Source organism: Natrinema salaciae (assembly GCF_900110865.1).
GTDB classification, from domain to species: Archaea; Halobacteriota; Halobacteria; order Halobacteriales; family Natrialbaceae; genus Natrinema; species Natrinema salaciae.
On the sequence record NZ_FOFD01000001.1, the window covers coordinates 948,685 to 973,547 of the forward strand.

Here is a 24,863-nt window from a genome sequence, read left to right on the forward strand (position 1 = left end):
TCCAGTTATTTCCTATGGACATACACAATAAAATACGCTTCCCGGAGGTTATTGGTTCGGTAGTTATTTTAGTTGGTGTCATTTTAACCTATGACCAATCACATCCGATAGCATATAAGTTAATATCTTTGTCTCTTATAATCGTATCATTCCTAATTGCTCTTGAAGGTGTAGAAATCTATCAAGCATCACTCGCAATTGGTATTCCAGTTCTTATTGCAGGTGGACTAATCATTTATGATGATACTCTCCCCCCATTATATGGGATTGTGACTATTGTAATTGCCATTTCGGCACTAATTCTGTATTCTAAACTACCAAGAGACTCCTAAACCCATATTTTATATGGTGAAAAGTCATTTTCCGTTCACGGATCTCGTTCTCGAAGTCGCTCGAGTCGTCGCTCTGTACTGGGATGCGTCGTTACTATCCGGTTCAACCGGCTGGTAGGTAACGGTACGCCGCCAAAATCAGGCTGTTTCCGTGGAGGTTCAACGATCGCAAGCGGTGAAACCTCTGCACTTCTAAGATCAGTCGATGGTCGTTCGGCAAGTGTTGAATCGATTTTTTCGAGGGCAGTAGCCAGCGCAACCGGTTTCCCGGTGATAGCAATTGCGCCGCTGTCAGCGGTGAATTCTCGCGTCCGAGAGAGCGCTGTCCAACAGAGGACAGCGACGATCCAGACTGGAAGAACGAGGATCAGTCCAGCAGTGACAAGTGCATCCCCGAGATCAGCACGACTTGTGTGTCCGTGTTCGACACCGATAGTGGAGTTCGAGAGAAGACGAAAAACGCGCTGTGAGGACCCGACCGGTAACGAGACGGCAGTCATTACCGCTGCGTCCCGATTTTGCACGTGAGCGATTTCGTGTGCAATGACCGCTTCGAGCTCGGACTGCTCGAGTAGCGTCACCAGTCCCTCACTCACCACGAGTCGTGCGGTTTGTGGCTTGAATCCTGTCGTGAACGAAACCGGCGCGTCCATTGGCGCGACGTAAACGTCCGGGACAGGCACTACAGCTTGGTGAGCAACCAATTGGACAGTATCTATCAATTCGGAACGCTCCTCTCTTCGAGCCCGAGAAGCACCGACCGAACGGATCGTATGCACGGGTGCATCTCGTTCATGACGCACCAAGAGAATCAGCAGACAGATTCCTGCGCTACAGATGATCGGGACGAGGATTTCCGCTGCAGGAAGTGTTGCTGGTTGAAACAAAAACTCATAGATGAGAAGCAAAAATAGAGTGATAATACTTCCTGCGACGACCGTCGTCAGAAGAGCCGTTACACTAAGTCCAAAGAGCAGTATCACCATTAAACCATACAAATTGGTCCTTTCCCCGTTCGCGACCATGATTTGTTCTAGAGGCGTCTTCTCGACTTTCTTTCTTCGATTTCTCTGTGTGATGTTCACCGTCATTTCTTATATCACGCTCACCGCACGGTTGGCTTGATCTGCGTTCTAATGTAATTGCAATCTTCATTTTCTGGACGACTCAAAGCCTGTCTGCTGGCACCTCTATCTCGACGTGAGTGAGGCCCGAAGGTTCAATCACACCACATAATGGGATCATAGTCCAGCATATTACCCTCGTACCGTACACGGAGCTTAGATTTTCAGTATTCCTCGAGACCAGGGCTCGAGCACACGATTGAAGACTCAATGTCGTCCTCCAACACCGCCAGTCCAGAGTTCGTCGACCTCGCGATCAGCACAGTGAATCAGACGAAGCACCACTACCGACTTATTCTCTCCAAGATCAACACCACCGTTGATCTCGCAACCATCGACCGAAACCGTATTTTGACTCACCCGTAGTCGACCGATAGAATCGCCTCGACTCGGGGGAACTGTCCCAAGCAGTCACCGAGTAGCCATTGGTCGCCTTGAACAGACCGACACTGCTATCATCAATCGAGTTCCCCGGCGACTACGAGCCATGATCGTGTAGTAATTCGTTCGCCGGTCGAGTTCGTCTTTCTCGACGAGACCCTAGCACGCAGTTTTTGACAGCTATCAATGAACTCGACTGCCACACCGTTACCTGCTTGACCTGTATAACCGCTTGTTGGGTAGCTGTGAAGAGGATCAGAGAACCGTTCTATAACACCCCTCTTCCCGCACCACAATTCGCCACTCATTTTGCGAAGCGATTTGTATTGGAAACAAGCATGCCGACTGAAGCCACCGTCTACCGGGTCCTCCTCGCCATGGCCGACGACATCGACCAAGAGCGAACTATCGCAAGAGACGTTGTCATCGATTGGAACTCGACGACCGGCCGTACGCAGGACATTCACCTCGAGCCGGTATCAGCCGTCCACGTCGATCTCGATAAGACCGACCTCGAGGAGGAGATCGACGCGGTCCTAGGGACGTTCTGGACGACCGTCGACGACACGAGAACAGGCGGAACGAGCCTCACTGATACGATACGACGGCTCGCACTCGAGGGTGATATACCGTCGATAATCGGGTTCTCAGAGCAGAACGTCCCCACGAGCAAACTCGACCCGGAATCGTACACGGCTGTTCAGGACTTCAGGGAGGAGTGCCGGGAGACGGGCTACTTCACGTACGCAACCCAGGAGGAGTACGAGAGTAGGCTCCAGCAGTCACTCTCTCGGATGATGGACGAACTCCTCGCCGATCCGCGGAGACCGTTTCTGGAGCAGGCGGACCACGACGGACCGAGCGAGTACGACGTCGAGGTGGATCACGATCGACTGCAATTGTCCGCGGCGATCCACCGCGAACAGGACGTGCGGAACATCGATCGGATCGTGGACCAGCTTCAGGAGCGAGACATTGAGCCGCCGTATCGCGTGCTCGACGCGGGATGTGGCTACGGAACGGTCACGAAGAGCCGGTTTGGCAACGACGATCGCTTCGACGTGATCGCCATCGATCAGTCGCGAAACGCACTCGAGGTCGCCAAAGACCAGTACAACGCTCCGAACATCGAGTATCGCTGGCTCGACGTGAACAACCTCCCTGACGCCGACTTCGAGACGTTCGATATAGTCTTCGCCGCCTACCTGTTTCACCACCTTGCGAACCAGGAATCCGTGCTATCGCTCCTCTGGGAGGCTGTTCGAGACGGTGGCTATCTGCTGGTCCGGAGTTGCGAAGACGGACAGCATCTGCACTACCCACCGGACGAGGATATGGAGTGGGTCGTCGAATTTACGGACGACATCCCGGGGAGCAGCGATCGCACCCACGGTCGACGACTCCCGACTCACATGAAGCGTCTCTCACCAGAACCCACGGACGTCTGGTTGGACCTGGAGAACTACCACACCGTGGGTTTGAGCAGTTCGGAACGGCGGGATTACTGGACGGTGTTTCACTCTAACCGTCTCCACTACGCGAAAACGCGAGCGGAACGTGCTGATGCTTCTATCGAAGAGAAGCGTCTCTATCAGCGGATGGCCGAAGCGATGGAAACACTCGAGCAGAAAATCACCGGGAACGAGCACGTCTTTGACGCAAAAAGTGTGCCAGTGGCCGTTGCCGTGAAATGATTTCGTTCTAATTATTGGTGCCACTCTGGATTCCGTTACGTATCCAACCTCAAGGAGACCGAACTTGGAACGTTCATACAGAGGTCCATCATGATCGGAAACAGTCGGTCGTCCGATGAAAGCAGAGGGCCCTAAAATAGCCTAGTCGCCTGATGAATTCAAAGTATCTGACAGTCAATACGGGTGGACCACACATCGTTCAGTACAGAGCGCGTATCGGTCGGAGGGGAGTTCTCGAACTCGAGTGAGTTCCTTATTAGTCCAACAGACGTTACTACTAGGGGAATCAGACGAACGAGCAGTCTGAGAGCGAGTAAACTGCTATTGTTCTTCCGACCAATAGTCTTATTGCATTGGTCCGTGTACCAATGGCCGAGGATGGCCTCACTGACCGGCGACGACCTCGATGGCGTAAGTGAGGGGAGGAAGTATCCCGACGGGACCGTTGTCCGCGTGTTTTGCATGCGGACAGACCGGGACGCATACCCGTCTGGGTGGGCCTACAAACTCCACTACGGCGCGACGGAGCCCGATCCGCCCCAAACGCTTGACGATGGGACGATTCGTCGGTACGACAACTCGCACGAGGATACGAAAGGGCACGAACTGCACGTCGCACCCGATCCCGACCCGGATATACTCACGTTCCCCGGAATGGTCGAACTCTGGGAACGGTTCTGGAGCGAGATCCCGAAATCCGAGTTCGAGGTCACGTGAGATCATCACACCACGGTGATACCCATGAACGATACCACGCCGCCGCTGCACCCGATGGAGCGCGAACAGCTTCAGGCAGAATCAACCCTCGTCGTGACTGTAAAGTCGTCCAGTGAGTTTCAAGACGATGTCTCCGACGGTATCAAAGCGCTCGAACAGGGCGACGCGGTGGATTCTACGCCGACGCTCTCGTTCACCAGCTACGACGACCTCATGGAGACGCTAACACCGCGCGTCCTCGATCTCATCGAAGCCATCCGCCAGGAAGAACCATCTAGCATCAACGAGACCGCGCGGGTTGTTGACCGGGACGTGAAAAACGTCCACGAAGAACTCAGTCGACTCGCCCAGCTGGGTATCATCTTCTTCGAGGAAGATGGCCAGAGTAAGCGCCCGGTCGTCTGGTTCAACGAACTCGTCATCAACCTCCCGTTCGATCCAGATTCTGGCGATACGGCAGCCGTCGCACCGTAGGTCTTAGGAGTTTTTTCACCGTCTTGGAAGTAATGGCTGGAAATTTGAGCAATCCCTTCTTACGGATTTGTCGAAACACTCAAAGAATGATGTTTTTGCTCCATCCAGCGGTCAATACAGCGACCACTTTTGCCGGTGGCATCGGCGAACGTGGGAGACGCTCGCCTTAACCCCCGGCAAAACCCGTTGATGCCGAAAGGCTGCCGTCGCGGGATTTCACCCTGATCCGGCGGACAACCGCTCGCTCCGCTCGCAGATGCTGCGCAGTACCGCAGTGTTCCATTCGTACGAATAGTGTTCGTCAGGTTCGCCGGAGCTGAATCACTCAGTACAGCGGTTGCACAGTTCAAAATCGTCTGTTACCTACGATCGGATAGCAGTTGCTGCAACTTCATCGGCCCGCCCGATGAGTTCTGCATCTAACGTTGATGCCTCACTGTGGTTTGACTCGTATGAGAGAGCACGATATGTACAACACCACCCCCAATCTTGACAACTGCGAACGATTGCGTTGAAGAGAGCAGGATACTAACCACATCTGATTTTTATTGATTTAAGTACTTACATAGTTTTATTATGTAGTGAATAGCAGTATCTAATTGTGGCAGGCGATGGTCGACAGTAATGAAAATGCAGAACAGTTGTGCCACGAACTGATATCAAATTGCAGTGATATTCAATGAACGGAACTGGTGAAACCGCGAACCGTAACGCGAGAGGTAGCTGATATGGAAGGGAAAACAGTCACCACGTCGGTCTCTATACGACCGGCAGATGCGTTGTTTCTCAGTTGGGCAACCGGGATCAACGCGTCCGGACTCTTTCGGGAAGCACTGTCCGAGCAGATGGCGTACCGTAACATCGACCGCCAACGACTCGTCGAACTCGTCGAGCGAACGGTCCAAGACGGCAGTCGGGACTTCGACGAGTTGCGCGAACGGACGTCCTGTCTCGAGGATCTCGAGGCTTTACTCGATGGCCATGACCAGCCCACACCCTCGTGCGATGAGTAAGCATACTTCCTCCAGAGCTGTCGAATCGCTTAACGAGTCATCAACGACATCGGCATTCAGCAGAGTGCGGCCAGCGGCGTTGACTTTGGCAGCCGGCCTTATGCTCTGTCTCGTCGCCGTCACACCAGCGATGGCACAGAGCGGTGTCGGCGACGTCTACTGCGGGACCGGCGTCGAAACCGGGATCAACATCGTTTTCGGTGCCCTCGCAGGACTCGGCCTTCCGGCAACGGCCTTCTTCATCGGTCGATCAGGCCTCTCGTACATGCGAGCAGGCGGTAATCCCGAGAAGAAGAACAAGGCCAAGGAGAAACTCGTTATGTCGGTGATCGGGTTCGGGATCATCGTCTTCGCGCTGATCTCGCCGGAGCTCATCGACAAGATCGGCAGCCAGATGGGATTCTCCTTCTCGGACTGTGTGAAGCCGTTGTGAGGAGATGCGATTGCGTTCCTTCCCTCCACCATCATGCCCTCCCCACGAACGATCGCCGTCTTGGTCGGAGCATTGCTCGTCTGTAGTACCGCTTCGACTGTGATAGGAACGGCTTCCGTCGCGACCGCCAACGAGAGCGAATACGGGACGACGATTCCAGACGACGGACCAGCGTACGGAGTCAACAGTAGCGACTTCTATCGACTCTGGTCGAACGATGTCGACGATGGCGGACTGTCAGAGGACGAGTTCGAGGACGGTGAAGTCGACCCTCGAGAGGGTGCCGAACGAGCGCTCGCCCGATCGACCGATATTCCGTTCGAACACCCGCCGAAAGCTGCCGAGGACTGGACCCGAGGTGACTTCCAGGATTACAACTCCGGTGGATCTGAAGAGTCCGTCGCTCCCGCTGATGCCAACCTCACGGACGGGACCTACATCAAAGACGCGTTCGTGAGTATCGCTGCCGTCCAACCCTCGACGATCCTCCACGACACCAACGCGACGAACACGACCCAGTACGTCGCCCCGGACGGTGAGGTCCTGGCAGTGAGCGATTTCCGGGTAGCTCTCCCAGACGACGAGAAGACCGATAGGGAGCGCGTAGAGTGGTCGCTCGTCGATACGTCGATCGAGACGGTCACTCTCGAGGCCGACGGACAGACGCTGAGTACGGACGACGGCCACCGATCGATACTGGGGTATTCAAATCTCTCCGATTCGGTCACGCTCGAGGTCGAAGCCACGATCTCCGCCGAGCTGGAAGCGGAAACAGAGAGTTGTACCGACTGGAACGCGAACTCAGAAGTCTGTGAGGAGTGGGAATCGTACGACGATACGATCTCCGTAGAGCAGACCGTCAGAGATACGCAGTCGGTCGTAGTGAACCAGCTGTCAAACGTCTCGGGGCGCCGGGTAAACTTCGAGGCGAAGTCGGATCGCGTCGGTGCGGCCGTCCACCCGGACACGGAATGGTCGACGATCACCGTCGACGGTGACATCCGGGCTCGCAGCAACTGGTGGTTCTACACGGCCGGGACGCCGGGGTGGGACGAGATGGTCACGCACAAAGCGAACGGGTCGACGACATCCGCGTCGTCGGTTCGTCCGGTCCAGGTCCACGCGTTTCCGAGTGAGGCTGAACCCCACGTGCCGACGGAACTTGCGAACGGCACCGTTCCGCTCCGGATCGAGGAGACCTGGGGAGAGGAACGGACCGGGCCAGAGCTTCCGTCGGTGATCGACCTCGAGACGGCCAGCCCCTACACGAACGCGGACTCGGTCGCCCTCAGCTCGGAGACCCTCGACGAAGGTGCGCTCGAGGAGGTCACCGTCGACGGTATCGTCCGCGGACAATCCGAGACGGTAACGTTGAGTGAGCTGCAAGCGGTTCACGAAGCGAATCTCACGCTCACGGTCACGGAGGACAATTCGACTCACGCGACCGTTCGGGCGGAGGTGACGGATACGACGACCGGCGACCCGGTTTCGGGTGGTCGGGTCGAAATTGGCAATCAGTCCGTACCACTCGACCAGAACGGGACGGCTGTTATCACGGTCCAGAATCCGGGCCTCACCATCCGTGGCGAATACAACCCCGAAGGGTGGTGGCGAACCGACCAGCCCTACTCGTCGGCAGCGACCACTACGATCGTCCCGCGCGAGTTCCTCGGCTTCCAGACGTTCGTCGATCTCGTCATCGTGACGCTACTGTGGTTCTTGCCCGTCGCGCTCCTCGCGTTCGGCGTCGACTACGTGACCAACGGCGAATTGCTCGGCCTCAAAAGACACTCAAGAGACAGGTAATAGTACGAATGAACCAAAAGAAGATATTTCAGCACGGAATCGACCGTAGAACGCTCCTCGCTAGCGTCACGAGCGGTATCACTGGCCTCGCGGGGTGTGCATCAGGTATCGACAGTGATCGCAACTCGAGTGACGCTGCGAACGGTGAGAACGAGACGTTCCTGACGATCGAGTGGGACGGTCCCACGTTGATCGCGACGCTTGCGAGCGACGTCTCTGCCAGCCACGTCGACCTCGTCGACTCGAACGGGGAGACGTTCAGACGAGATCACCCGCGAGACACGTCCGAGGTAGCCTACACCCTGCTCGGAGAAGGGAAAGACGGCTACCAGCCCGGAGAGTATCGACTGGTCGCCTCCGACGGGGACTCGATCGTCGACGAAACCGCGCTGTCCCTCGAGCCCGAACTGACCATCACGGACCTCAAGCGCGCCGAGGACCACCCGGACATGGAGTGGGACAAAGATTCTGGTGAGTGGGAAAACCGCGCAGCGCTCGAGATCGAGAACACGGGGACCGCCCCGTCGTTCCTCGAATCGGTCCAGTGGACGGATGCGCCGCTATCGTTAGTGAAGCAGCCGGAAGAGGTGGAATTCTACCACGACGTTCTCCTCCCGAACGGGGAATCGACGACGGTCTACTCGCCAGGTGCGATTTACCAGACGCAGGGCGTGGTCTCCGGCCGCGATCTCGAGTGTAGCGAACTCGATACTGTCGACCTCACCGCGACCGCTATCGTCCAGACAGGCGTGAACCCGTCGTACTCGCAGACAGTCGAGTACGGCGGATCACAGTATTCGTGTGAACTGTCCGTCGTCGACGGTGGCCCGGTCGACTCCAACAGCGGAGGTGATTGACAGTGGGATGGCTCCAGGAGGAGGTCGAAAACGCGATCGAGAGCGTAATCACGAGCATCAAGGATGCGTTTCTCGGGTTTGCGGACAGACTATTCACATCTCTTCTCGAACCGATCGTCGGCGTCGAGGCGCCCACATCGGACTCGCGGTACATCGTCGTCGGCGAACCGGATAACGCCCCGTGGGACGAACTCTACTCGGAGTTCTACATCGAGTACATCCTCCCGCTGACGATCATGCTGTTGACCGTCGCGCTCGCGTACATTGGGCTTCGGTCGGGATCGATCAGCAATTACAAGCGAAAACGGCTGCTTCGACGTCTCGGTCTCGTGTTTATGGGCACGTTCGTTTGGTTCCCGCTCATTTCGCTACCGCTCCAGTTCGTCAACGACATCGGGATGGCATTGGCCCCGATCGAGGACATGTCCGGCGGGTTCGAGGAGATGATCAAGTCCGGGGTCGGTGGGGTCTTCGTCGTGCTGCTCGTTGTGGTCGTCTCGAACACCATCCTGTTCGTCGCAGCGTTCATCTTCGCCATGAGATGGCTGGGTATCGTCCTTCTGACGCTGCTGATGCCGCTTCTGGGCGTGCTATGGGCGATGGACGTCTGGCCGGTCTCACCGGCCTCGCAACTCGCTCGCCGTGCAGCAGCGATCTATCCGGGGCTCATCCTGGCCGGCATCCCTGCCGCGGTTCTCTTCCGAATCGGTTGGCAGATGGATCTCACCGTCAGCGTAGATGGACTCTTCAACCTGATACTGGGGCTCGCGCTCATCCCAGCAGCCTGCGTCGCGTCGATCATGACCGTCTACTGGTCCGCACCCGCGATGAAGTCCATCGCCCACAAGGGCGTGAAGGGCACGAATCCAGCGGCCGCTGGGACCGCCGCGAAGAGCGGTGTCGGAAAGAGCGTCCGCGGTGCGCGGAACGTACACCGGGGATACGCCCAGAACGGCGCCGGAGCGCTAACGAAGAGCGGACAGACGACACTCGGCAGCGGTGGCTCGAAAGCCCACAAACTCGGCGCAGCGGCCCAGTCGGCGAAAGGCCACACTGTCCGCTACAACAACCTGCGAAAGTCCAGAACGGGGAAAATGCGAGACAAGGCCAAGACGGACATCGGACGGTCGGCGAAGATAGCGAAAGCTCGGTCGAAGCAGACGTTCAGGAACACGAAAAACAAGGTTTCGCGGTGGTGATATCCATGAGTACGAATACGGACGATGGCAAGTACAGCGCGCGACGAATTCACCACACTCTGGGCGGGACGACCGCCTTCTTCCACGGCTATTCCATCGACGAATTGCTGCTGTTCGTCAGCGTGGCGTTCGTCACGCTGGTCGGTGCCGCAGTGGTTCCGGCGGCGTTCACGATTCCGGTCATCGGCTTCGGACTCATGCTCGGAATCGTTCTGGCCGTTCTTCACAAGGTGAAGCCCTCCTACCTGTGGCTCACGGAGTGGATAGCCGCGCGACTCGGCTGGGCAGTCAAGAACAAGGAATATACTCACGGGGAGGACGACAGCGACGTCCGATACTTGACTCGCGTTGGCCGAGTCTACCCCCACGCTCTCGAGCGAACTGATGGTGCGCTCGTCGGGGCGGTGAAGATCGAACCGGCGAACATGGCGCTCGAGGACGACGAGGCGTGGGCGAAAGCCGTCCGATCCCTCTCGGAGTTCGTCAACGCGACCATCGATTTCCCGGTGAAGTTCTACATCACCAGCCGGGACGTGGACCAGGACGACGTCGTCCGCAACCACCAGCACCGACTCGGTGACGCCGACGTCCGCTCGAGGCCGGTCCTCCGACGGCTACTCGAAGAGTTCATCGCCAGGAACACCGACGCAAACGGTGACGTCGACTCCGAACGGACGACCGTCCGCGAGTACTACGTCATCACCGCCGTTCGCGATAGCGACGTCGAGCAGTTCGACGAAACCGGTGATAGCGTGCTGGCGTACCTGGCCGACGTTCGTGTTCTCGGACGGGTGTTCAGCCGGTTCGAGTCCGACGGCCTCACCGAACCCGAACGCGAGCGACTCAAAGAGGAGGAGCTGGAATCTCGCCTCGCCCACCTTCGTCGCGGAGCCTCGTCTCTCTACCGTTGCTCGGTGAGCTCGGTCGACGCCTACGAACTCGCCCGTGTGACGACGGAGTACTGGACGGGACACACCGAAACGTACGGAGATATTACGGATGCGATCGGCACGTTCCCCGTCGTCACCCACGGTATCAGCGAAAACGTGCCGTCGGACCCGCATCCGGACGACATCGTCGACACGATGGACGACAGCAAGAACAGGAAAAGCGGTGCTCGAAGCGTCAGACACAACGAAGGGAGCACGGAGGATGACGAAGAGAGTGGGGAGGACAGCGAGTGGAAAGTCGGACTCGACGATCTCGACGGGGAGAGTGAGCCGTCGGAAGCGGACGACAAAACGGAAATCGCTACCGAGGAGCACCTCGATGACCCTTCGACGATCCACCAGTCGGTGATCGCGCCGTCGACGGTCGACTGGGAGACGACCTACGCAATCATCAACGACGAGACGTACGTTCGGACGTTCTGGGTCGAGCAGTTCCCGGAAGAGCCGCCGGACGGGATGTTCGAGAGGCTACTGCTGGAGACCGACTTACAGACGGACATTAGCATCCATCTCGATCCGTTCGATAGCCAGTCGGCCGAGGACATGATGGCCGAGTGGATTTCGGATCTGAAGGTCAACCAGCACGACTCGAACAGCCTGAAGGCGGAAGACCTCCAGGAAGATATCGACCGCGGGAAATTTATGCGGTCGCTCGTTCGGCAGAACAAGGCATCGTTCTACCGTGGCGGCATCTTCATCCGTCTCTCCGCCGAGAGCAAGCAGGAACTCGACAACGAGACGACGCGCCTTCGCTCGATCGTCAAGGACGCTCCGGCGAACAGTACGCTCAAGGTAGCCAACCGCTGGCAGGAGAAAGGGCTCGCGACCGTCTCGCCACTCGGCCGAAACGAACTCGGTCGCGACCGAATGTCGACGATGACGAACCAGGCGGTGGGCGCGATGTTCCCCTTCTCGTCGAACTACATGATGATGGACGAGGGCGTCGAGTACGGCTACCACGGCCACAACGGTTCACCGGTCCGGATCAACCCGTGGGAACTCGAGACCGGGCACAGTGAGCTCGTCGTCGGGATGCCCGGCGCCGGGAAGACGTTCGGGGCGATCATGCGGCACCTGCGGATGATGAAACGCCAGCAGGAGACGATGCTCGTGATGATCGATCCGGTCGGCGGATTCGAGGGTATCGCGGACGCGCTGAACGCGAAGACGATCACCGTCGGCGGAGATACGCGGTTGAACCCGTTGGAGATCCGCGAGTCACCTCGAGAACTCCTTGAGGCCAAGGACGGAACGTCGCCGCTCTCGGCGAAGAAAGACGAGGTGCTGGCCGTCCTCGAGAACTTCCTGACCGCCCGTGAGATCGATCTCGGTACCGAGACTGGCGTGCTGTCGTACGTCATCGACGAGGTGTACAGACAGGCCGGTGTCGTCGAGGACGATATCAGCACTCACACGCCGGAGAACTCGCCGACGATGGCGGACGTCCACCGGGTTCTCGCCGACATCGCGGAGAACCCCGACGAGCACAACATCGCCGCATCCGAATCCGCTCGCGAGCGCGCAGCGCAGTACGCCGACGAACTCGCGATCGCGTTCCAGCCGTTCCGCGAGGGTGGTGCGTACGAGAACCTCTCGAAACGATCGGAGATAGACATTCTGGAAGGCGACAACAAGGTCGTCTATATCGACCTCGGGCAGATCGAAGGGACCGCCTCGGGGATCGACCGTCAGACGTTCCTGATGCAGTTGCTGCTGTCGACGGTCTACCAGCAGGCGAAGAAGACGGACAAGAACGTCGAACTCGCGATCGACGAGGCACACTACCTCTTCGAAGACCAGGCGAACCTCGATTTCCTCGAGACGGCGTTCCGTCATCAGCGTCACGCCGGCCTCCGGATGGTGTTGCTGTCACAGACCGCTCAGGAGTTCTACGAGACGGACCAGGCCGAGAAGATACTCAGTATGTGCCCGATCAAGGTCTTCCACAAACTGCCGGACCTCGACGAGGAGACGGCTGATAAGATCGGCCTCACCCGTGAACAGCGCCAATTCGTCCGCGGAGCCGACGCAGGCAAAGAAGAACTCGGATACAGCCAGGGACTCGTTCGCGTCGAGGAACACGGGACGTACCCGCTCCACGTCGTCGCCGACGACTTCGAAAAGCGAGTGATCGACTACGCGCCCGACGACAGGGCGATCATCGAGAATGCGATCAACGACGTCCCCGAGGAGTTAGTCGAGTTCGAACGGTTCGTCGAGAGCGAAGCGCAGGGGAACGCGTTACAGAATCGATTCGGATTGACCGACGAGACGGTAGCACAGCTGGCTCAACACGACATCACGGCGGAAGACGTCGTGGACGCCGTCGTCTCGAAGACGCTCAAGGAGGAACGAACTCCAGTCGCCAGACCGGACGGCGGCGAGTCGATGGACGATGAACCAACCGAAAGCACACTGGACGAGGAAGATGCTATCTAAGCTCAACCGCGCCCTTTTCGGGGCACCGCAGTACGAGGCGACGCAGCTCGGGCTCGAGGAGCCGTACATCCAGCAGGCCGAGAGCGCCCCCGGGACCTTGCTCCGAATTCGGCCGTTCAAAGAGAACCAGGGCGTCGTCGACGGCGCCGGGCTGCTCCAGTCCGTCCACGACGTGACGACGAACTTCCGCGGGAAGAATACGAGCGATCACCACTCGTTCGAGGTCTGGTACGACGAGGGGAAGATCAAGTTCTACATGCACGCCGCGACGGAGGCGGCCGCCGACAAGTTCCGACGGCGCGTCGGGAACAACTACGCCAACAGCGAGGTGTTCCCCGTTGAGAACGGCCACGCTTTCCCGGTGATCGAGCCCGGCGAGTACGTCGCCGGCGCGTGGATGGAGATGGAGAAGATGCCGTACTATCCGATCCGTCACCACCACAGCGAGGGGTTCAAAGCGGATCCATACGGTGAGATCACCAGCGAGATGCTGTCGCTCGACGATAGCACGGTCGTTACGCAAGTCGTCTTCCGGCCTGCAAAACAGTCCTGGACCGACGGTGATCGGTTCAAACACAATAGCGTCGACGAGCTTGCCCACGCGCTTCGTCAGGGAACGTCCGTCGGCTGGCTCAACCCACAGACCAGACCCCCGAGCGCAAAGGACAAACAGGCCGCGAAGACGATCGAACAGCAACGCGGTGAACAGGCGTTCCACGTCAATATCCGGGTTCTCGCTGCCTCAGCGGAGCAGGACGAAGCCGAGGCTCGAGCCCGTGGCGTTGCGGGAATGTTCAGGAAATACTACAACGCGATCACTGAGCAGGGGCTCAACGATAATCCAGTCTGGCATCGGAGAGAAGGGAAGCGAGCCAAGCAGCTCCGACGGTTCGTCCACCGAATGAGTGACCGTGAGTGGATCGATCGGCGCATGATCATGACCGTCGACGAACTCGCCGGCGTTGCCCACATCCCGAATTCAGAGATCGAGACACCGAAGATCGATTGGCGGTACACTCAGCGTGGCGACCGTATACCAGCTGATGGTGTCCGATACGAGTCCGATGAATCTCCGACCGATGGACAGACGCTCGGCGTTCCGGACGAGACGGCGGCTACTGTTGCGGATCCCGTCCGAGAACAGGAGGGATACGATGGTCTTTGATCGGCTCTTCGGCCGTGATAGAGAGGCTGCCAGTGATAGGCAGCCTAGTGAGAAATCACCAACAGCTGATGTTTCCGATGAATCACTTCCTGTCCCCGTTTCAACCGATACCGAACGGACGGACCACGATGCTGCCACTGAGCCACCCTCCCAGAAGACAGATCCTAACGAGCAATACGACATCGTCGACCGGAACACGACCCGTGTCGGTGGGAAGCCAATCATCACGGAGACAGTCGACGAGGGCACAGTCGCAGGTCCGTTCGTTCGAGAGATGTTCGAAGCCGGAATGGACAACTCACCGGCCCCTCTCTGGGTTGGCTACACTGAGGATCCTCAGACTGGATTCCGTGAGGCACCGCTACGCTTCGAGTCGCTCTTTCGACACACCTGGATCGCCGGGACGACCGGATACGGAAAAACGACCGAACTCCTGAATATGATGGTCCAGTGGGCCTACGCTGGGTACGGCTTCACCTATTTCGATCCCAAAGGACGTGACTCTCGAGAACTACTCCGGATGCTCCCCGAGCACCGGCTTGAGGACGTCGTCTGGATCGAACCAGGGTCGACTACATACGAGAAGACGGTCGGGCTGAATTTCCTCGAGGCCCCCGAGTGTGAAACGACCGGGGAATTCGAAAACGAGGTCGAAAATCGGGTCGAGAACCTGAAAGCCGTGTTCGATACGTCCGACTACTGGGGCATCAACATGGAGGCGATCACTGAATCGATGGCTCGTGCGATGATGAAATCGGAGAAGCCGTTCTCGATCATCGATATGTACTTCACGTTGCTCAACGCCGAGCGACGCGAGGACTTCGCACTCGACGTCGAGGATCCCTATCTCAGGGAATTCTGTCTTGAGATCGCGAATATGGAGGAGGAGACCATCCGGCCGCTTCTGAAACGCATCAAGTCCTGGGTCGAAAACTCAGTCATTCGTCGGATCATTGCTCATCGCGAGAGTACGATCGACTTCCGTGATATCATCGATAACGACCGCATCGTCATCGTCCGAACACCCGTCGAGAACACAGACATCAAGAAGATGGTGACGCTCGGTGTGATGCGAAACCTGTGGTCGGCGATTCAGCGTCGGTCGTACGAGCTAGATACACCGCCGGATCCCTACTTCGTCCTCTGTGACGAGTTCGACGACATCGCGAGTGAGAACCTCAACATCGAGTCGATGCTCGCTCGAGCACGGTCGATGCGTCTCTCGGTGACCCTCGCGTCTCAGTATCCCTCACAGTTCGACGAGGACACGCTGAAGGCGATGCAGAACAACTGCGACAATCTGCTCACGTTCTCGGTCAACGATAGCGACGACGCCGAGCTCTTGATGAAACGCTTCCGAGACTATACGGCGGAAGATTTGATCACGACTGACCAGTTCAAAGTGTGGACGCAGATCCCACTGTCGGATGGTCGGTACTCCGAACCCGTACTGATACGGACATTTCCACCGTATCCTCCCCTCAGAGGAACGGACGATGTCGACGAGATCATCGAACAGAGTCTCGAGCGGTATGGGACGGATCCGCTGACGGACAGCGAAATCCTCCGTAATCTCATCTATCGCGAGTACAACGAAGCAGCCAGTCTCGATGCACTCACTGTCGATCGGGTGATGGCCGAAGCGATTCGTGCCGTCCAGTTGCGTGCGGACGTTCGTGACCAGAACGGCTGGGTACCTGTAACCGGTGTCGACGAGGAGGTACTCAATCGCCTCGAGAGTGAGGACACCACTGCGGAGCTTGCGACCGACACTGATCTCGAGGAGTTCCCTGACGTTCGCCAAGAGTCGCCACTGATCGATGTCGATCTTAGCGTTCGCGATGAAACGGTCGTGGTCCGGTTGACCGAGGAGGGCGAAGCGGTTGCTGAACCCGAGACTGGCACTGTACGGTCAGCAGGTGGATCGGAACACGATGCACTGCTCTTCGATCTCGAGGATACATTGACGAAACTCGATTTCCGCGTCGAGATCCTCGAACAGGATGGAAGTGACAAGCCCGACGGGACGGCGGCCCATCCCGAGTTCGACGTCGAATTTGCCCTCGAGGCTGAAACGACGACACCGAATCGGCCGGCGAAGGTCCTCCAGAACCTCAAACGAGCCCAAGAGACCGGTCGAATTCCGATGTTCGTTGTTCGGCCCGGTGAGGACGACTTGACCGAAGTAGCCACTCGGCTCGAGAACATTCTCGAGCCGCCGATACGAGAGATGGCCGATGGAACCGAACAGTTCTACAATACGGACGATCTCGTCACTTTCGGCGGCGGAGCGGTTTCCCGTGGCGGTGTAACGGCTGTGCGACCAGAGACTGATTCACAGCGGACTGTCTGGACGCGTACTGATGATGAACGGATCCTTTCGGATGGGGAGACGGAATTCATTCGGATATCGTCCGGAGTTGGGTTCTCAAAAGATTCGGTGCCAGCCTACTATAGCTACGATCGAGAGACGGACCAGTACACTGTGTACGAGCGCGGTGAGACACACGTCTATGATACGTCGGATGACTTCGACGCTGAGTGGACGACTATTAAACGCCCGTTCGTCCCAGATTCCGAGTTCCCAGATCCAGAGTACGACCGAGATAGTTACGCAATAGTGATCCTGGCAGAAGACGGCTCTGCTCACCTCTATCGTGACGGGAAGACGGCGGCGCTGTCGAACGCTCTCGAGACACTTACAGAGCAAAATACTGGCATAGCCAGTGAAACACAGTCAACTACTGAGCAAGAGTCCCGAGAGCCTGACGATGACGTCGAACTCGACCCGGATAGCGATGGTGTCGGTGTTTTCGCTGATCGGTATCTCGTTCCAGATTCCGACGGGGCGATTCCGAAGGACGATCTCTATCAGGCGTATTCGACATGGGTGGCCAAACATGGTCTCGATAGTACCAACAACGTCTGGTTTGCACGGAAGCTTAGCGATCATCTCGATGTCGGAACTGACCGCAGACGAGTCGATGGTGACCGTGTCAACTTCTATACCGGTATCGCACTCACGGAAGACGGTGAGCGTCTTTGCGAAGCAGCAACGGAGGGAGACGAATGAGAGTCAATACCATCGTCCTCGATCGGCCCTTTTCCAGGGTATGGGAAGACTGGATTCGCTCAATACAGATCGGGTTGATGGAGTTTGCGTCAGATTCTGGGTTTTCTGTCCACGGTAGTTGTCCCTCGAGGACCTGTTGCTTTGCGAGTGTCCAGCGTAAAAACCAGGGGACTGCGGCGTTGTCCAGGGTAGATGGAGGTCGAAATCCAACTAGTATAGAGCAGGCTTCACCTGCAGAAACAGGGTGCTCGAGGGGGAGTTGTGAGACGATTTCTCTCGGACCGCTGGTGAGGCATAGACGGTCGAACAAAATGGCATCAAACAGAGGTCATACTAAATGACAGGTAGTGGAACAGGTCCCCTCGAAATAGGTAGTATTCCAACGGCGTTGCAGGAACACGAGCAGTGGATTTGTTGGCGCACACAGGAGCGGGATGGGAAGGCGACCAAGGTACCAATTGTGCCGGGGACTGGTGACTACGCCTCAGCGACAGACCCTGGGACATGGCGATCGTTCGACGATGCACTCGAGTATTACCAGCGCGGCGACGCTGCTGGTATCGGCTTCGTGTTTACCCAGGAGGATCCATTCGTTGGAGTCGATCTCGACGACTGCCGCGATCCAGAAACGGGAGCTCCAAATGACGCAGCTCGAGAAATCATCGTCGAGCTCGATTCGTTCACTGAGGTATCACCGTCAGGAACGGGCTATCACGTTCTCATCCGTGGGTCGATCCCCGGTGATCGAAGCCGGCGTGGACCAGTCGAAATGTACGAGACAGCGCGATTCTTCACCGTCACTGGCGATCACGTCAATGCGACACCCGCTCGAGTCATCGAACGAGACGGCGCGCTCGAGGCAGTCTACAACGAGTATATCGGCGAAACCGAGTCACCTCGAAACAAGGACCGAGTGGATGCGCAGCAGGACGCTCCGTCGGAGAGTGAGAGCGGCGACGGGGTCACGCTCGAGGACGAGGAACTCCTTGAGCGAGCGCGGAACGCGACGAACGGCGAGAAGTTCGAGCGGTTGTGGCGTGGCTCGACTGCCGGCTACGAGAGCCAGTCAGAAGCGGACATGGCGCTATGTTGCTTACTGGCGTTCTGGACTGGTGGTGACGCCGCTCGAGTCGATCGACTCTTTCGGCAGTCGGGGCTGCTCCGAGACAAGTGGGACGAGGTCCACTACGCGGACGGGTCGACCTACGGAGAGAAGACGGTCGAACGAGCAATCGCGAGTACGGACGACGTCTACGATCCGACCCAGTCTCGGTCGGACGACGAGGGTCGAACCACGAAAACGGAGGCCCAACAGACGGATACCTCATCCGGACAGCCCGTAGCTCGAGACGACCAGGGATCCGAACCAATTGTCGGTGGCTCCACTGGCGCACGCGTTGCCCATTTAACCGAGAAGAATCAGCTTCTGACGGACCGGATAGCTGAACTCGAGAATGCTCTCGAGCAGAAGAACGAACGAATCCAGAACCTCGAGGAGGAAGTTGAACGCCTGGAAGCAGTGCTCTTGAATCGAGAGTCCGTGCTGGATGAGCGCGTGGAGTCTTCTGACGAACATAAAGATGGAATGGGAACGACGTCCGTCTGGGCCCAGGCGAAACAACTGTTTCGATCGAATTCTGATTGAACTGCTCGTATTTTCCGTGCCAAAAGAATGAGATATGAAATACCCTATTGAGAAGAGCGTCGTCAGTCTGAAGTACATGGACTTCGAACTAGCGACCATGACTTCTGATCGTGACTGTATTCGTCCGGATGGCGGAATCGACGCGCTCGATCCACCGCCAATTGACATCATGGATGAGGAGACACTCGAACCAGAGGCGCTGGCCCAAAACGCATCTCGGCTCGAAACGGTTGTGACTCTCCTCAATCAGCCGGCTCTGGCCCGCGTCTATGTTTACGTGTGCTATTGGGGCCCGGTTTCGCCACCGAAGATCATGGAGGAGTTAGACCTCTCGAAATCAACGGTATACGAGTACGTCGATCGGCTGGTGGACCTTGGGCTCGTCGATCGCGACGATTCGACGCGTCCCCAGCAGCTCACTGCGGAACCCATCATCATCGTCGAGCAGTACGTTCCGATCGTCATTACACCGACAGTCCTCCACGCGCTTGCACTCCAAGAAATCGACGAGGACGTCGAATACTTCATCGATCGCTACGGGTTCGGGAAGCTCATCGCCGCGTTACGCGGTGCCGGGCTCCACTTTGCTGGGGAGACGACCCAACGAATGGTCGCCAGCGATATCGACGTTCGAGAGACAGAGGCGATGATGATCGTATACGCCCTCCAACCGGCGCTGGCCGCTGGCCAAGAGCACGATCCGTTCTTCGAACACCTGTTCCCGGATGTCCGCGATCGGATTGAACTCCCCAATCTCGGTACCACGGACGATGCGCCAGGACACTCGTCGGCCGCTGAGGAGTGAGCAGATCAAATGGGTCGAGATACTCCGCTTTCCTCCGATATAGATCTCATCGTCGACGCGAACATCTTCTTCGCCATCGGGCATCCTTCGAATCCGAAGTTCGCACGATTTCGGAACGAAGTCGAAAGAGTCGGCGTCGTCTGCAAACTCCCTCGACGCGTCATTGGTGAACTTGGTGGACCAGAGACAGACCGTGTCAGAACAGCGCTTAATGAGGGATGGGCCGAAATCATCGATGCGCCAGTACCGACAGACGGTGATGCCGTCGCGGCAAGTGATATCGCGAGGCGGACAATTGCGAGCGAAACTGGCCAAGCCGAACATGCGGTCGAAAAAACTGACACTATTATTGCAGGATTGGTCGTTCAGTATGTTAGAGATCACACGGCAACTGACGTTGTCGTGCTCACCGACGATAGGCCGGCCAGAAAAGGCATCGAAAACGCAGTTGATGCACAGGGGTACACGGATGCGATCAGTGTCTACGGATTAACGGATATTCTTGGAGATGAGTCCGGCGATTCAATGCGATTGATCTAGTCGGAAGATTTGAGGACAATCTCGATTGATGGCCAAGAAGTGATCTAAAGAAGATCTCAGGTGGACAGTAGAGCCACATTCGTGGAACAGACTCAAGGAGCGAATCAGAAGAAACAGAGATCGCTCGTTCCAGTAAGAAACTGCTTTCCTCCACCAACAATCTGCTCTCGAAGCTGTTTTTTCGCGCCTGACGGGTGAGGCGCGACCCCCGTGCTTCGAGAGAACCCATGAGTACAGATCGACCGATCCAGAGCAAGCAACACCAGGACCACCAACATGATTGCAATGACATCAGTGACCGAGAGCGACGCTATCCCGGCGACGTTGCTCGACTAAACGGGCACGAACTCGTCGCTATCGACGAGTGGCTTCCAGGCACGGAACCAACACCGTACGAGATCGACCTCACCGATGGTTTTGAGTACCGCACGCGGTACTGGCGCTGCCGCAACTGCGGCCAAGAACGAAATCGTCGTGATGAGTTCATCGAGCACTGTGAGACGCCAGATCAACCAACTATACTCGAGGCCGGTGGCTACTCGATCGAGGATTCGCGAACCCGGCGTGCATTGAGCGAGGAGATGGACGTCCGGTTCGCCAGGGTGGGATCCATCTACGAGGTCGTTAGCGAGAGCGGGAACACTTACGAGGTTGACGTTGAGACGGAGACGTGTACCTGTCAAGATTGGGAACAACGCCAGCCGACCGGTGGTTGTAAGCATCTCAGACGTGTTGATCTCGAGATCCGAACTGGGATCACACCCGTTCCGGATGGGACATTCAATCGAGAAACCGTGAGGTCAACTGGTCGTCCGCTTGAGAAGGTTTGTCTCCCCCAAGAGGGGTGCGGGGGGCTCGACTGAAGCCCGCCGTAGCAATCCATGCGAACAACTGATGTAGCAACAGCGTCGCCAGACGCGGAAACGACTCAGTTCCTGAAGCGAGGTATCGTCAGATGACCGACCGCAACGCGTGTCGGATGCCGAGTTGTTCGGCACTCACTCGCGATCAGGCAGGATACGCTGGCCGATTCTGTTCGGACAGTTGTGAGGTCTGATACGACCACCTGCAGGCGGACGCTCGAGACGCGGCTCAGGGGGCTGAATCCTGATGCTCGAGCAGATCGACCACTGCGATAAGCGGTTCACGATCGATGACGACGATGTCGTCGACGACGGGAGAATCGACCGCTGTCGTTGGGCGGTCGCCCTCGAACGGCAGGCCCAGGAAGAGCGCCGCGAACTCGAGTGGGAGAAAGCGGTGGCTGGTCCAGCTGGTGCGAATCCCGACGTCGAGGTGCTCGAACGATGACGCCAGAGGAGCCCAACTCACAGGGCGCCCCTGAGTTCGACCGAACTCTCGGTGTCGGCGATTTGGTCCACGACTCGAAGTACGGTGATCAGAGGTATCACCTAGGACGTAGTGCCGTGAATGGCGGGAAGATTTCCGTGAACGATCTCTATAAGGTACTCCATGAGGTCGAACAGACTCTGAGAGATCGACGAACAACTTCCTGAACCACTGACGCTCAACAGGTCACTCGCTGAACTACGCGCCACTGCAGACGCAGACGCTCGGCTTGATTCTGAACACCGCAATAGTGGGGACTAAGTCACCGTACGTAGCGTAGCCGATTGTCGGTAGATCCCTGTCCCCTCGGAAGTGTATGTCTTCTTCGACACTTCTGCAGAAGGCGACTAAATTAACCAACACTTCGAACTCTTTCCCACACTGCGTTGGTTAACACTGTGCTGACTGAATCATTTCCTTCCACCCCTACTCGCCACCTAGTCCCTTGAGTTAGCGTTCCCTGGCGGCCAGTCGACACAGACACCCGTCGTAACAGGATTTATCGGACTTCTGTCCGTCGAGAGCCAGTATGGTCGTCATTGAGCACGTCACCCGATTAAGCGAACGGCGCACGCAAACCACGTCCGAGACGTTTCCAGATGGTGCGTTGGCGTCGATTCGGTCGGCCGTCGAGGGCGTCCCGGCAAGCGTCTTTGACGGCTCGACGAAACGCAAAGAGATCAGTGGGTTCGACGCCGCGATTGCCGACGGACTCCCACAATACGAGTACGAAGGGGATGCCGCCGGCGGCTACAACCCGAACTGCAAGCTCTGGTCGCATCAGGGATTTAACTACAGCGTTGACCTCTACGACGCCGACGCCCGCATCGCTATCGAGGTCGAGAAGACCGAACGGAAGAACGTCAGCGACGGCCTGCTCAAGTTCCAGAAAGGGTACCGCACCCAGAAGGACGGCCGGCCGAAGATCGAGTTCGGCTGTCTGGTGGTGCCGGTAAACTACCTCGGCCGACATAACCTGTACCAGCACAGTCTGACAAAACTCGACTTCATGAAGGGCGTCTTGTTCATTGACGATGTCGCCGTCATCGGATATCGCGATCCCCGACCTGACTGACGCTGTCCCTCCTGACTGTTTGTCGGCGCCAGGAGGCGTGCAGCGCGCGACAGCATGCGCGGCGTGACTCACCATGCCTGGCCCTGATCCTCACGACGACACGAGTACCGCCTACGAACAGTTCGAGAAAGCGCAGCTCGCCCAGGACCGCGACACCGCCGGCGTCGACACGGCGGCCGTCGACGACGCGACTGCCCAACGCCAGGTCAGCGACCTCGCCGACGCGGACGTCGTCACTCCGGTTCCCGAGGACCGCATTCTGGTTCACGAGCCGAGCGGCACCGCGTTCGACTCATCGACGCAGCTGGCCGTCTTCCACCGTGGCTGGACGGCTCGCTGCGACGCCGACGCGGAGGGCGAGTGATGCAGCAAACCCTCGTCGGCTGTGCGTTCTGCGACGCCCCGCCTGGTACCGAAACTGGCGAAGCGCACACCTGGGGACAGGACGAGCGGGTCACCCACCCGATCTGCGTCGACTGTGCTATCCAGGTGGAGCCGGATCCCGACGAGCGCGATCACGTCGCGTGTGACGGCTGTGGGCTGGTCGTCGACACGCTCGCAGCGTTCACGCGATTCCGGGTCGAGCTCGGGCATCTGGAAGGCCAGTTGCAGCTGTGCGCCCGCTGTAACCCCGGTGGCCTAGCCACCTACTGGACGCGCAACCTCGAGGACCACCTCGTCACGACACCGGTGGAGTGACCCAAACACTCTCTACTGTTTCGGTGGAAACTGTAATTGAGAACGACCCGTGTCACGCACCTCAAATCGCGCCGACGGCGACATCGTCCGCGACTTCCTGTCGGTCGCGGACCTCCTCGAGGGGCCACCGCTGGCCCAGCTGTACTCGTATCTCGCCCGGGAGGGCGAGGCGACCGTCCAGGACGTGATGGACGATCTCGAGCTCGCCCAGGGGACCGCCTACAGCTACGTCAACCGGCTCGTCGACGCCGGCGTCGTCGATGCCACCGACGACGAGCAGCCTCGGTGGTACGCCGCCTGGGAGATCGACCTGACCGTGACGACGTCCGCCGGCGACCGCGAGTACACGATTACGCCAGCCCTCATCGACGCCGTCGGGCGACGTGAGACGAACGCCGACATCGACACGTACATCGACCGCCACAGTGTCGCGGCCTCGCGACGGCGCTCACCTACGCCGTAGCCCGCGAACGCGGCGAGGTGACCCACCGGCTGATGGCGGAGGACCTCGATATCTCGCCGTTGGCTGCGGAGATGATCCTGCAGGCACCCCGGCCCGTCGTCCACGAGCACTATGAGATCGAGGCGTCGGGCGTGTCGCTCGACGGGTTGGACGTCGACGACGCGTGAGGGCGACGGTGACTTGGTGACGTTCGTGCACGGCTTCCGGTTCATCGAAGATATTTGTCGGACGACAGCTAACGTTAATTCGGTTCCAGGTTTCGTGCGTCGAGTTCACCGGCGAGGTACTGCTCGACGTCTTGACTGACGAAGAGCCGTGTTCAGCGGACCAGTAGCGAAGTCACGGTCGATGTCTCAGACCATCCCTGAAAGCCTGCGCCCGCTCGGCATACCGCGACCGCCACTGCGCGCCTCGTGCCCGCGGTGCTTACGGGGTCGAGGGACGACCGAGACGGCCGCGCCCTTTCTGAGCCCGACCAGAGCGGTCGCTGATTCAACGAGTGATGTAGCCGATTGACTAGTGATACGTAACGGCCCGCCCCGCTCGCCGCTGCCGCCCTCCGCGTCGCTCGCGACCGACCATTCCGGGCATGCGGGCGCTCTCCACACCGCCCGCGCCCGTTCCGGGCT

At 58.1% G+C, this 24,863-nt stretch carries 22 protein-coding genes and 1 pseudogene; 22 read left to right on the forward strand and 1 reads right to left on the reverse strand.

Translation table 11 applies throughout. From position 1 onward, the window contains the following. The first annotated feature begins 14 nt into the window (after positions 1–14). Positions 15–332 carry a hypothetical protein gene (locus tag BMX07_RS23560; RefSeq protein ID WP_139210802.1) on the forward strand — a complete coding sequence of 106 codons (318 nt, stop codon included), beginning with the start codon at positions 15–17 and terminating at the stop codon, positions 330–332. Positions 333–367: 35 nt separating this feature from the next. Here the strand turns inward: BMX07_RS23560 and BMX07_RS04650 are convergent, their stop codons facing one another. Beyond that, a complete protein-coding gene (locus BMX07_RS04650) occupies positions 368–1,423 on the reverse strand; it encodes a M48 family metallopeptidase (protein ID WP_090614346.1) in 1,056 nt (351 codons plus the stop codon). Positions 1,424–2,175: 752 nt separating this feature from the next. Between BMX07_RS04650 and BMX07_RS04655 the strand changes: the two genes are divergently transcribed. The 21 genes and pseudogenes from BMX07_RS04655 (at position 2,176) to BMX07_RS04750 (ending at position 24,401) form a co-directional block, all read left to right on the forward strand. Next, positions 2,176–3,531: a class I SAM-dependent methyltransferase gene (locus BMX07_RS04655; protein ID WP_090614350.1), complete on the forward strand. Its 1,356-nt coding sequence runs from the start codon at positions 2,176–2,178 to the stop codon at positions 3,529–3,531. A gap of 378 nt (positions 3,532–3,909) precedes the next feature. Further along, positions 3,910–4,248: a toxin-antitoxin system TumE family protein gene (locus BMX07_RS04660; protein WP_090614352.1), complete on the forward strand. Its 339-nt coding sequence runs from the start codon at positions 3,910–3,912 to the stop codon at positions 4,246–4,248. Positions 4,249–4,272: 24 nt separating this feature from the next. Beyond that, a complete protein-coding gene (locus tag BMX07_RS04665) occupies positions 4,273–4,722 on the forward strand; it encodes an HVO_A0114 family putative DNA-binding protein (protein ID WP_175480036.1) in 450 nt (149 codons plus the stop codon). 728 nt (positions 4,723–5,450) lie between these two features. After that, the gene (locus BMX07_RS04670) at positions 5,451–5,735 is read left to right on the forward strand and encodes a hypothetical protein (protein WP_090614356.1); all 285 of its coding nucleotides are present in this window, start codon (positions 5,451–5,453) and stop codon (positions 5,733–5,735) included. A gap of 130 nt (positions 5,736–5,865) precedes the next feature. Then, a complete protein-coding gene (locus BMX07_RS04675) occupies positions 5,866–6,168 on the forward strand; it encodes a pilin (protein ID WP_245742043.1) in 303 nt (100 codons plus the stop codon). Between the two features lie 99 nt (positions 6,169–6,267). Next, on the forward strand, positions 6,268–7,974 hold the full coding sequence (locus tag BMX07_RS04680) for a DUF8186 domain-containing protein (protein ID WP_245742044.1): 1,707 nt from the start codon (positions 6,268–6,270) through the stop codon (positions 7,972–7,974). An 8-nt stretch (positions 7,975–7,982) separates the two neighbouring features. Further along, positions 7,983–8,831, forward strand: a complete 849-nt coding sequence (locus BMX07_RS04685; protein WP_090614364.1) for a hypothetical protein — start codon at positions 7,983–7,985, stop codon at positions 8,829–8,831. A 2-nt stretch (positions 8,832–8,833) separates the two neighbouring features. Then, positions 8,834–10,030: a TrbL/VirB6 family protein gene (locus BMX07_RS04690; protein ID WP_090614367.1), complete on the forward strand. Its 1,197-nt coding sequence runs from the start codon at positions 8,834–8,836 to the stop codon at positions 10,028–10,030. A 5-nt stretch (positions 10,031–10,035) separates the two neighbouring features. Continuing rightward, complete coding sequence (locus BMX07_RS04695) at positions 10,036–13,419, forward strand: VirB4 family type IV secretion system protein (RefSeq protein ID WP_090614372.1); 3,384 nt, start codon at positions 10,036–10,038, stop codon at positions 13,417–13,419. Further along, the gene (locus BMX07_RS04700; protein ID WP_090614374.1) at positions 13,409–14,584 is read left to right on the forward strand and encodes a DUF8128 domain-containing protein; all 1,176 of its coding nucleotides are present in this window, start codon (positions 13,409–13,411) and stop codon (positions 14,582–14,584) included. Before BMX07_RS04695 ends, BMX07_RS04700 begins: the two co-directional genes overlap by 11 nt. Further along, positions 14,574–17,657 (forward strand): TraM recognition domain-containing protein, encoded by a 3,084-nt coding sequence (locus BMX07_RS04705; RefSeq protein WP_090614377.1) that lies wholly within the window; start codon positions 14,574–14,576, stop codon positions 17,655–17,657. Before BMX07_RS04700 ends, BMX07_RS04705 begins: the two co-directional genes overlap by 11 nt. 337 nt (positions 17,658–17,994) lie before the next feature. Then, a complete protein-coding gene (locus tag BMX07_RS04710) occupies positions 17,995–19,302 on the forward strand; it encodes a phage NrS-1 polymerase family protein (protein WP_090614380.1) in 1,308 nt (435 codons plus the stop codon). A gap of 97 nt (positions 19,303–19,399) precedes the next feature. Next, positions 19,400–20,107 (forward strand): DUF7437 domain-containing protein, encoded by a 708-nt coding sequence (locus BMX07_RS04715; protein ID WP_394328380.1) that lies wholly within the window; start codon positions 19,400–19,402, stop codon positions 20,105–20,107. Positions 20,108–20,116: 9 nt separating this feature from the next. After that, positions 20,117–20,647: a PIN domain-containing protein gene (locus BMX07_RS04720; RefSeq protein WP_090614383.1), complete on the forward strand. Its 531-nt coding sequence runs from the start codon at positions 20,117–20,119 to the stop codon at positions 20,645–20,647. Between the two features lie 227 nt (positions 20,648–20,874). Beyond that, positions 20,875–21,510, forward strand: a complete 636-nt coding sequence (locus tag BMX07_RS04725) for a hypothetical protein (protein WP_245742045.1) — start codon at positions 20,875–20,877, stop codon at positions 21,508–21,510. 247 nt (positions 21,511–21,757) lie between these two features. After that, positions 21,758–21,958, forward strand: coding sequence for a hypothetical protein (locus BMX07_RS04730; protein ID WP_090614385.1), 201 nt, complete (start codon positions 21,758–21,760; stop codon positions 21,956–21,958). Beyond that, positions 21,955–22,164: a hypothetical protein gene (locus tag BMX07_RS23565; RefSeq protein WP_139210804.1), complete on the forward strand. Its 210-nt coding sequence runs from the start codon at positions 21,955–21,957 to the stop codon at positions 22,162–22,164. The genes BMX07_RS04730 and BMX07_RS23565 overlap by 4 nt, the downstream gene beginning before the upstream one ends. Before the next feature lie 362 nt (positions 22,165–22,526). After that, positions 22,527–23,072, forward strand: a complete 546-nt coding sequence (locus BMX07_RS04735) for a hypothetical protein (RefSeq protein WP_090614390.1) — start codon at positions 22,527–22,529, stop codon at positions 23,070–23,072. 73 nt (positions 23,073–23,145) lie between these two features. Further along, on the forward strand, positions 23,146–23,436 hold the full coding sequence (locus BMX07_RS04740; protein ID WP_090614393.1) for a DUF8069 family protein: 291 nt from the start codon (positions 23,146–23,148) through the stop codon (positions 23,434–23,436). After that, on the forward strand, positions 23,436–23,771 hold the full coding sequence (locus BMX07_RS04745) for a DUF7558 family protein (RefSeq protein ID WP_090614396.1): 336 nt from the start codon (positions 23,436–23,438) through the stop codon (positions 23,769–23,771). The genes BMX07_RS04740 and BMX07_RS04745 overlap by 1 nt, the downstream gene beginning before the upstream one ends. Positions 23,772–23,820: 49 nt before the next feature. Next, positions 23,821–24,401, forward strand: a pseudogene (locus tag BMX07_RS04750) (DUF7437 domain-containing protein). Positions 24,402–24,863: the final 462 nt, after the last annotated feature.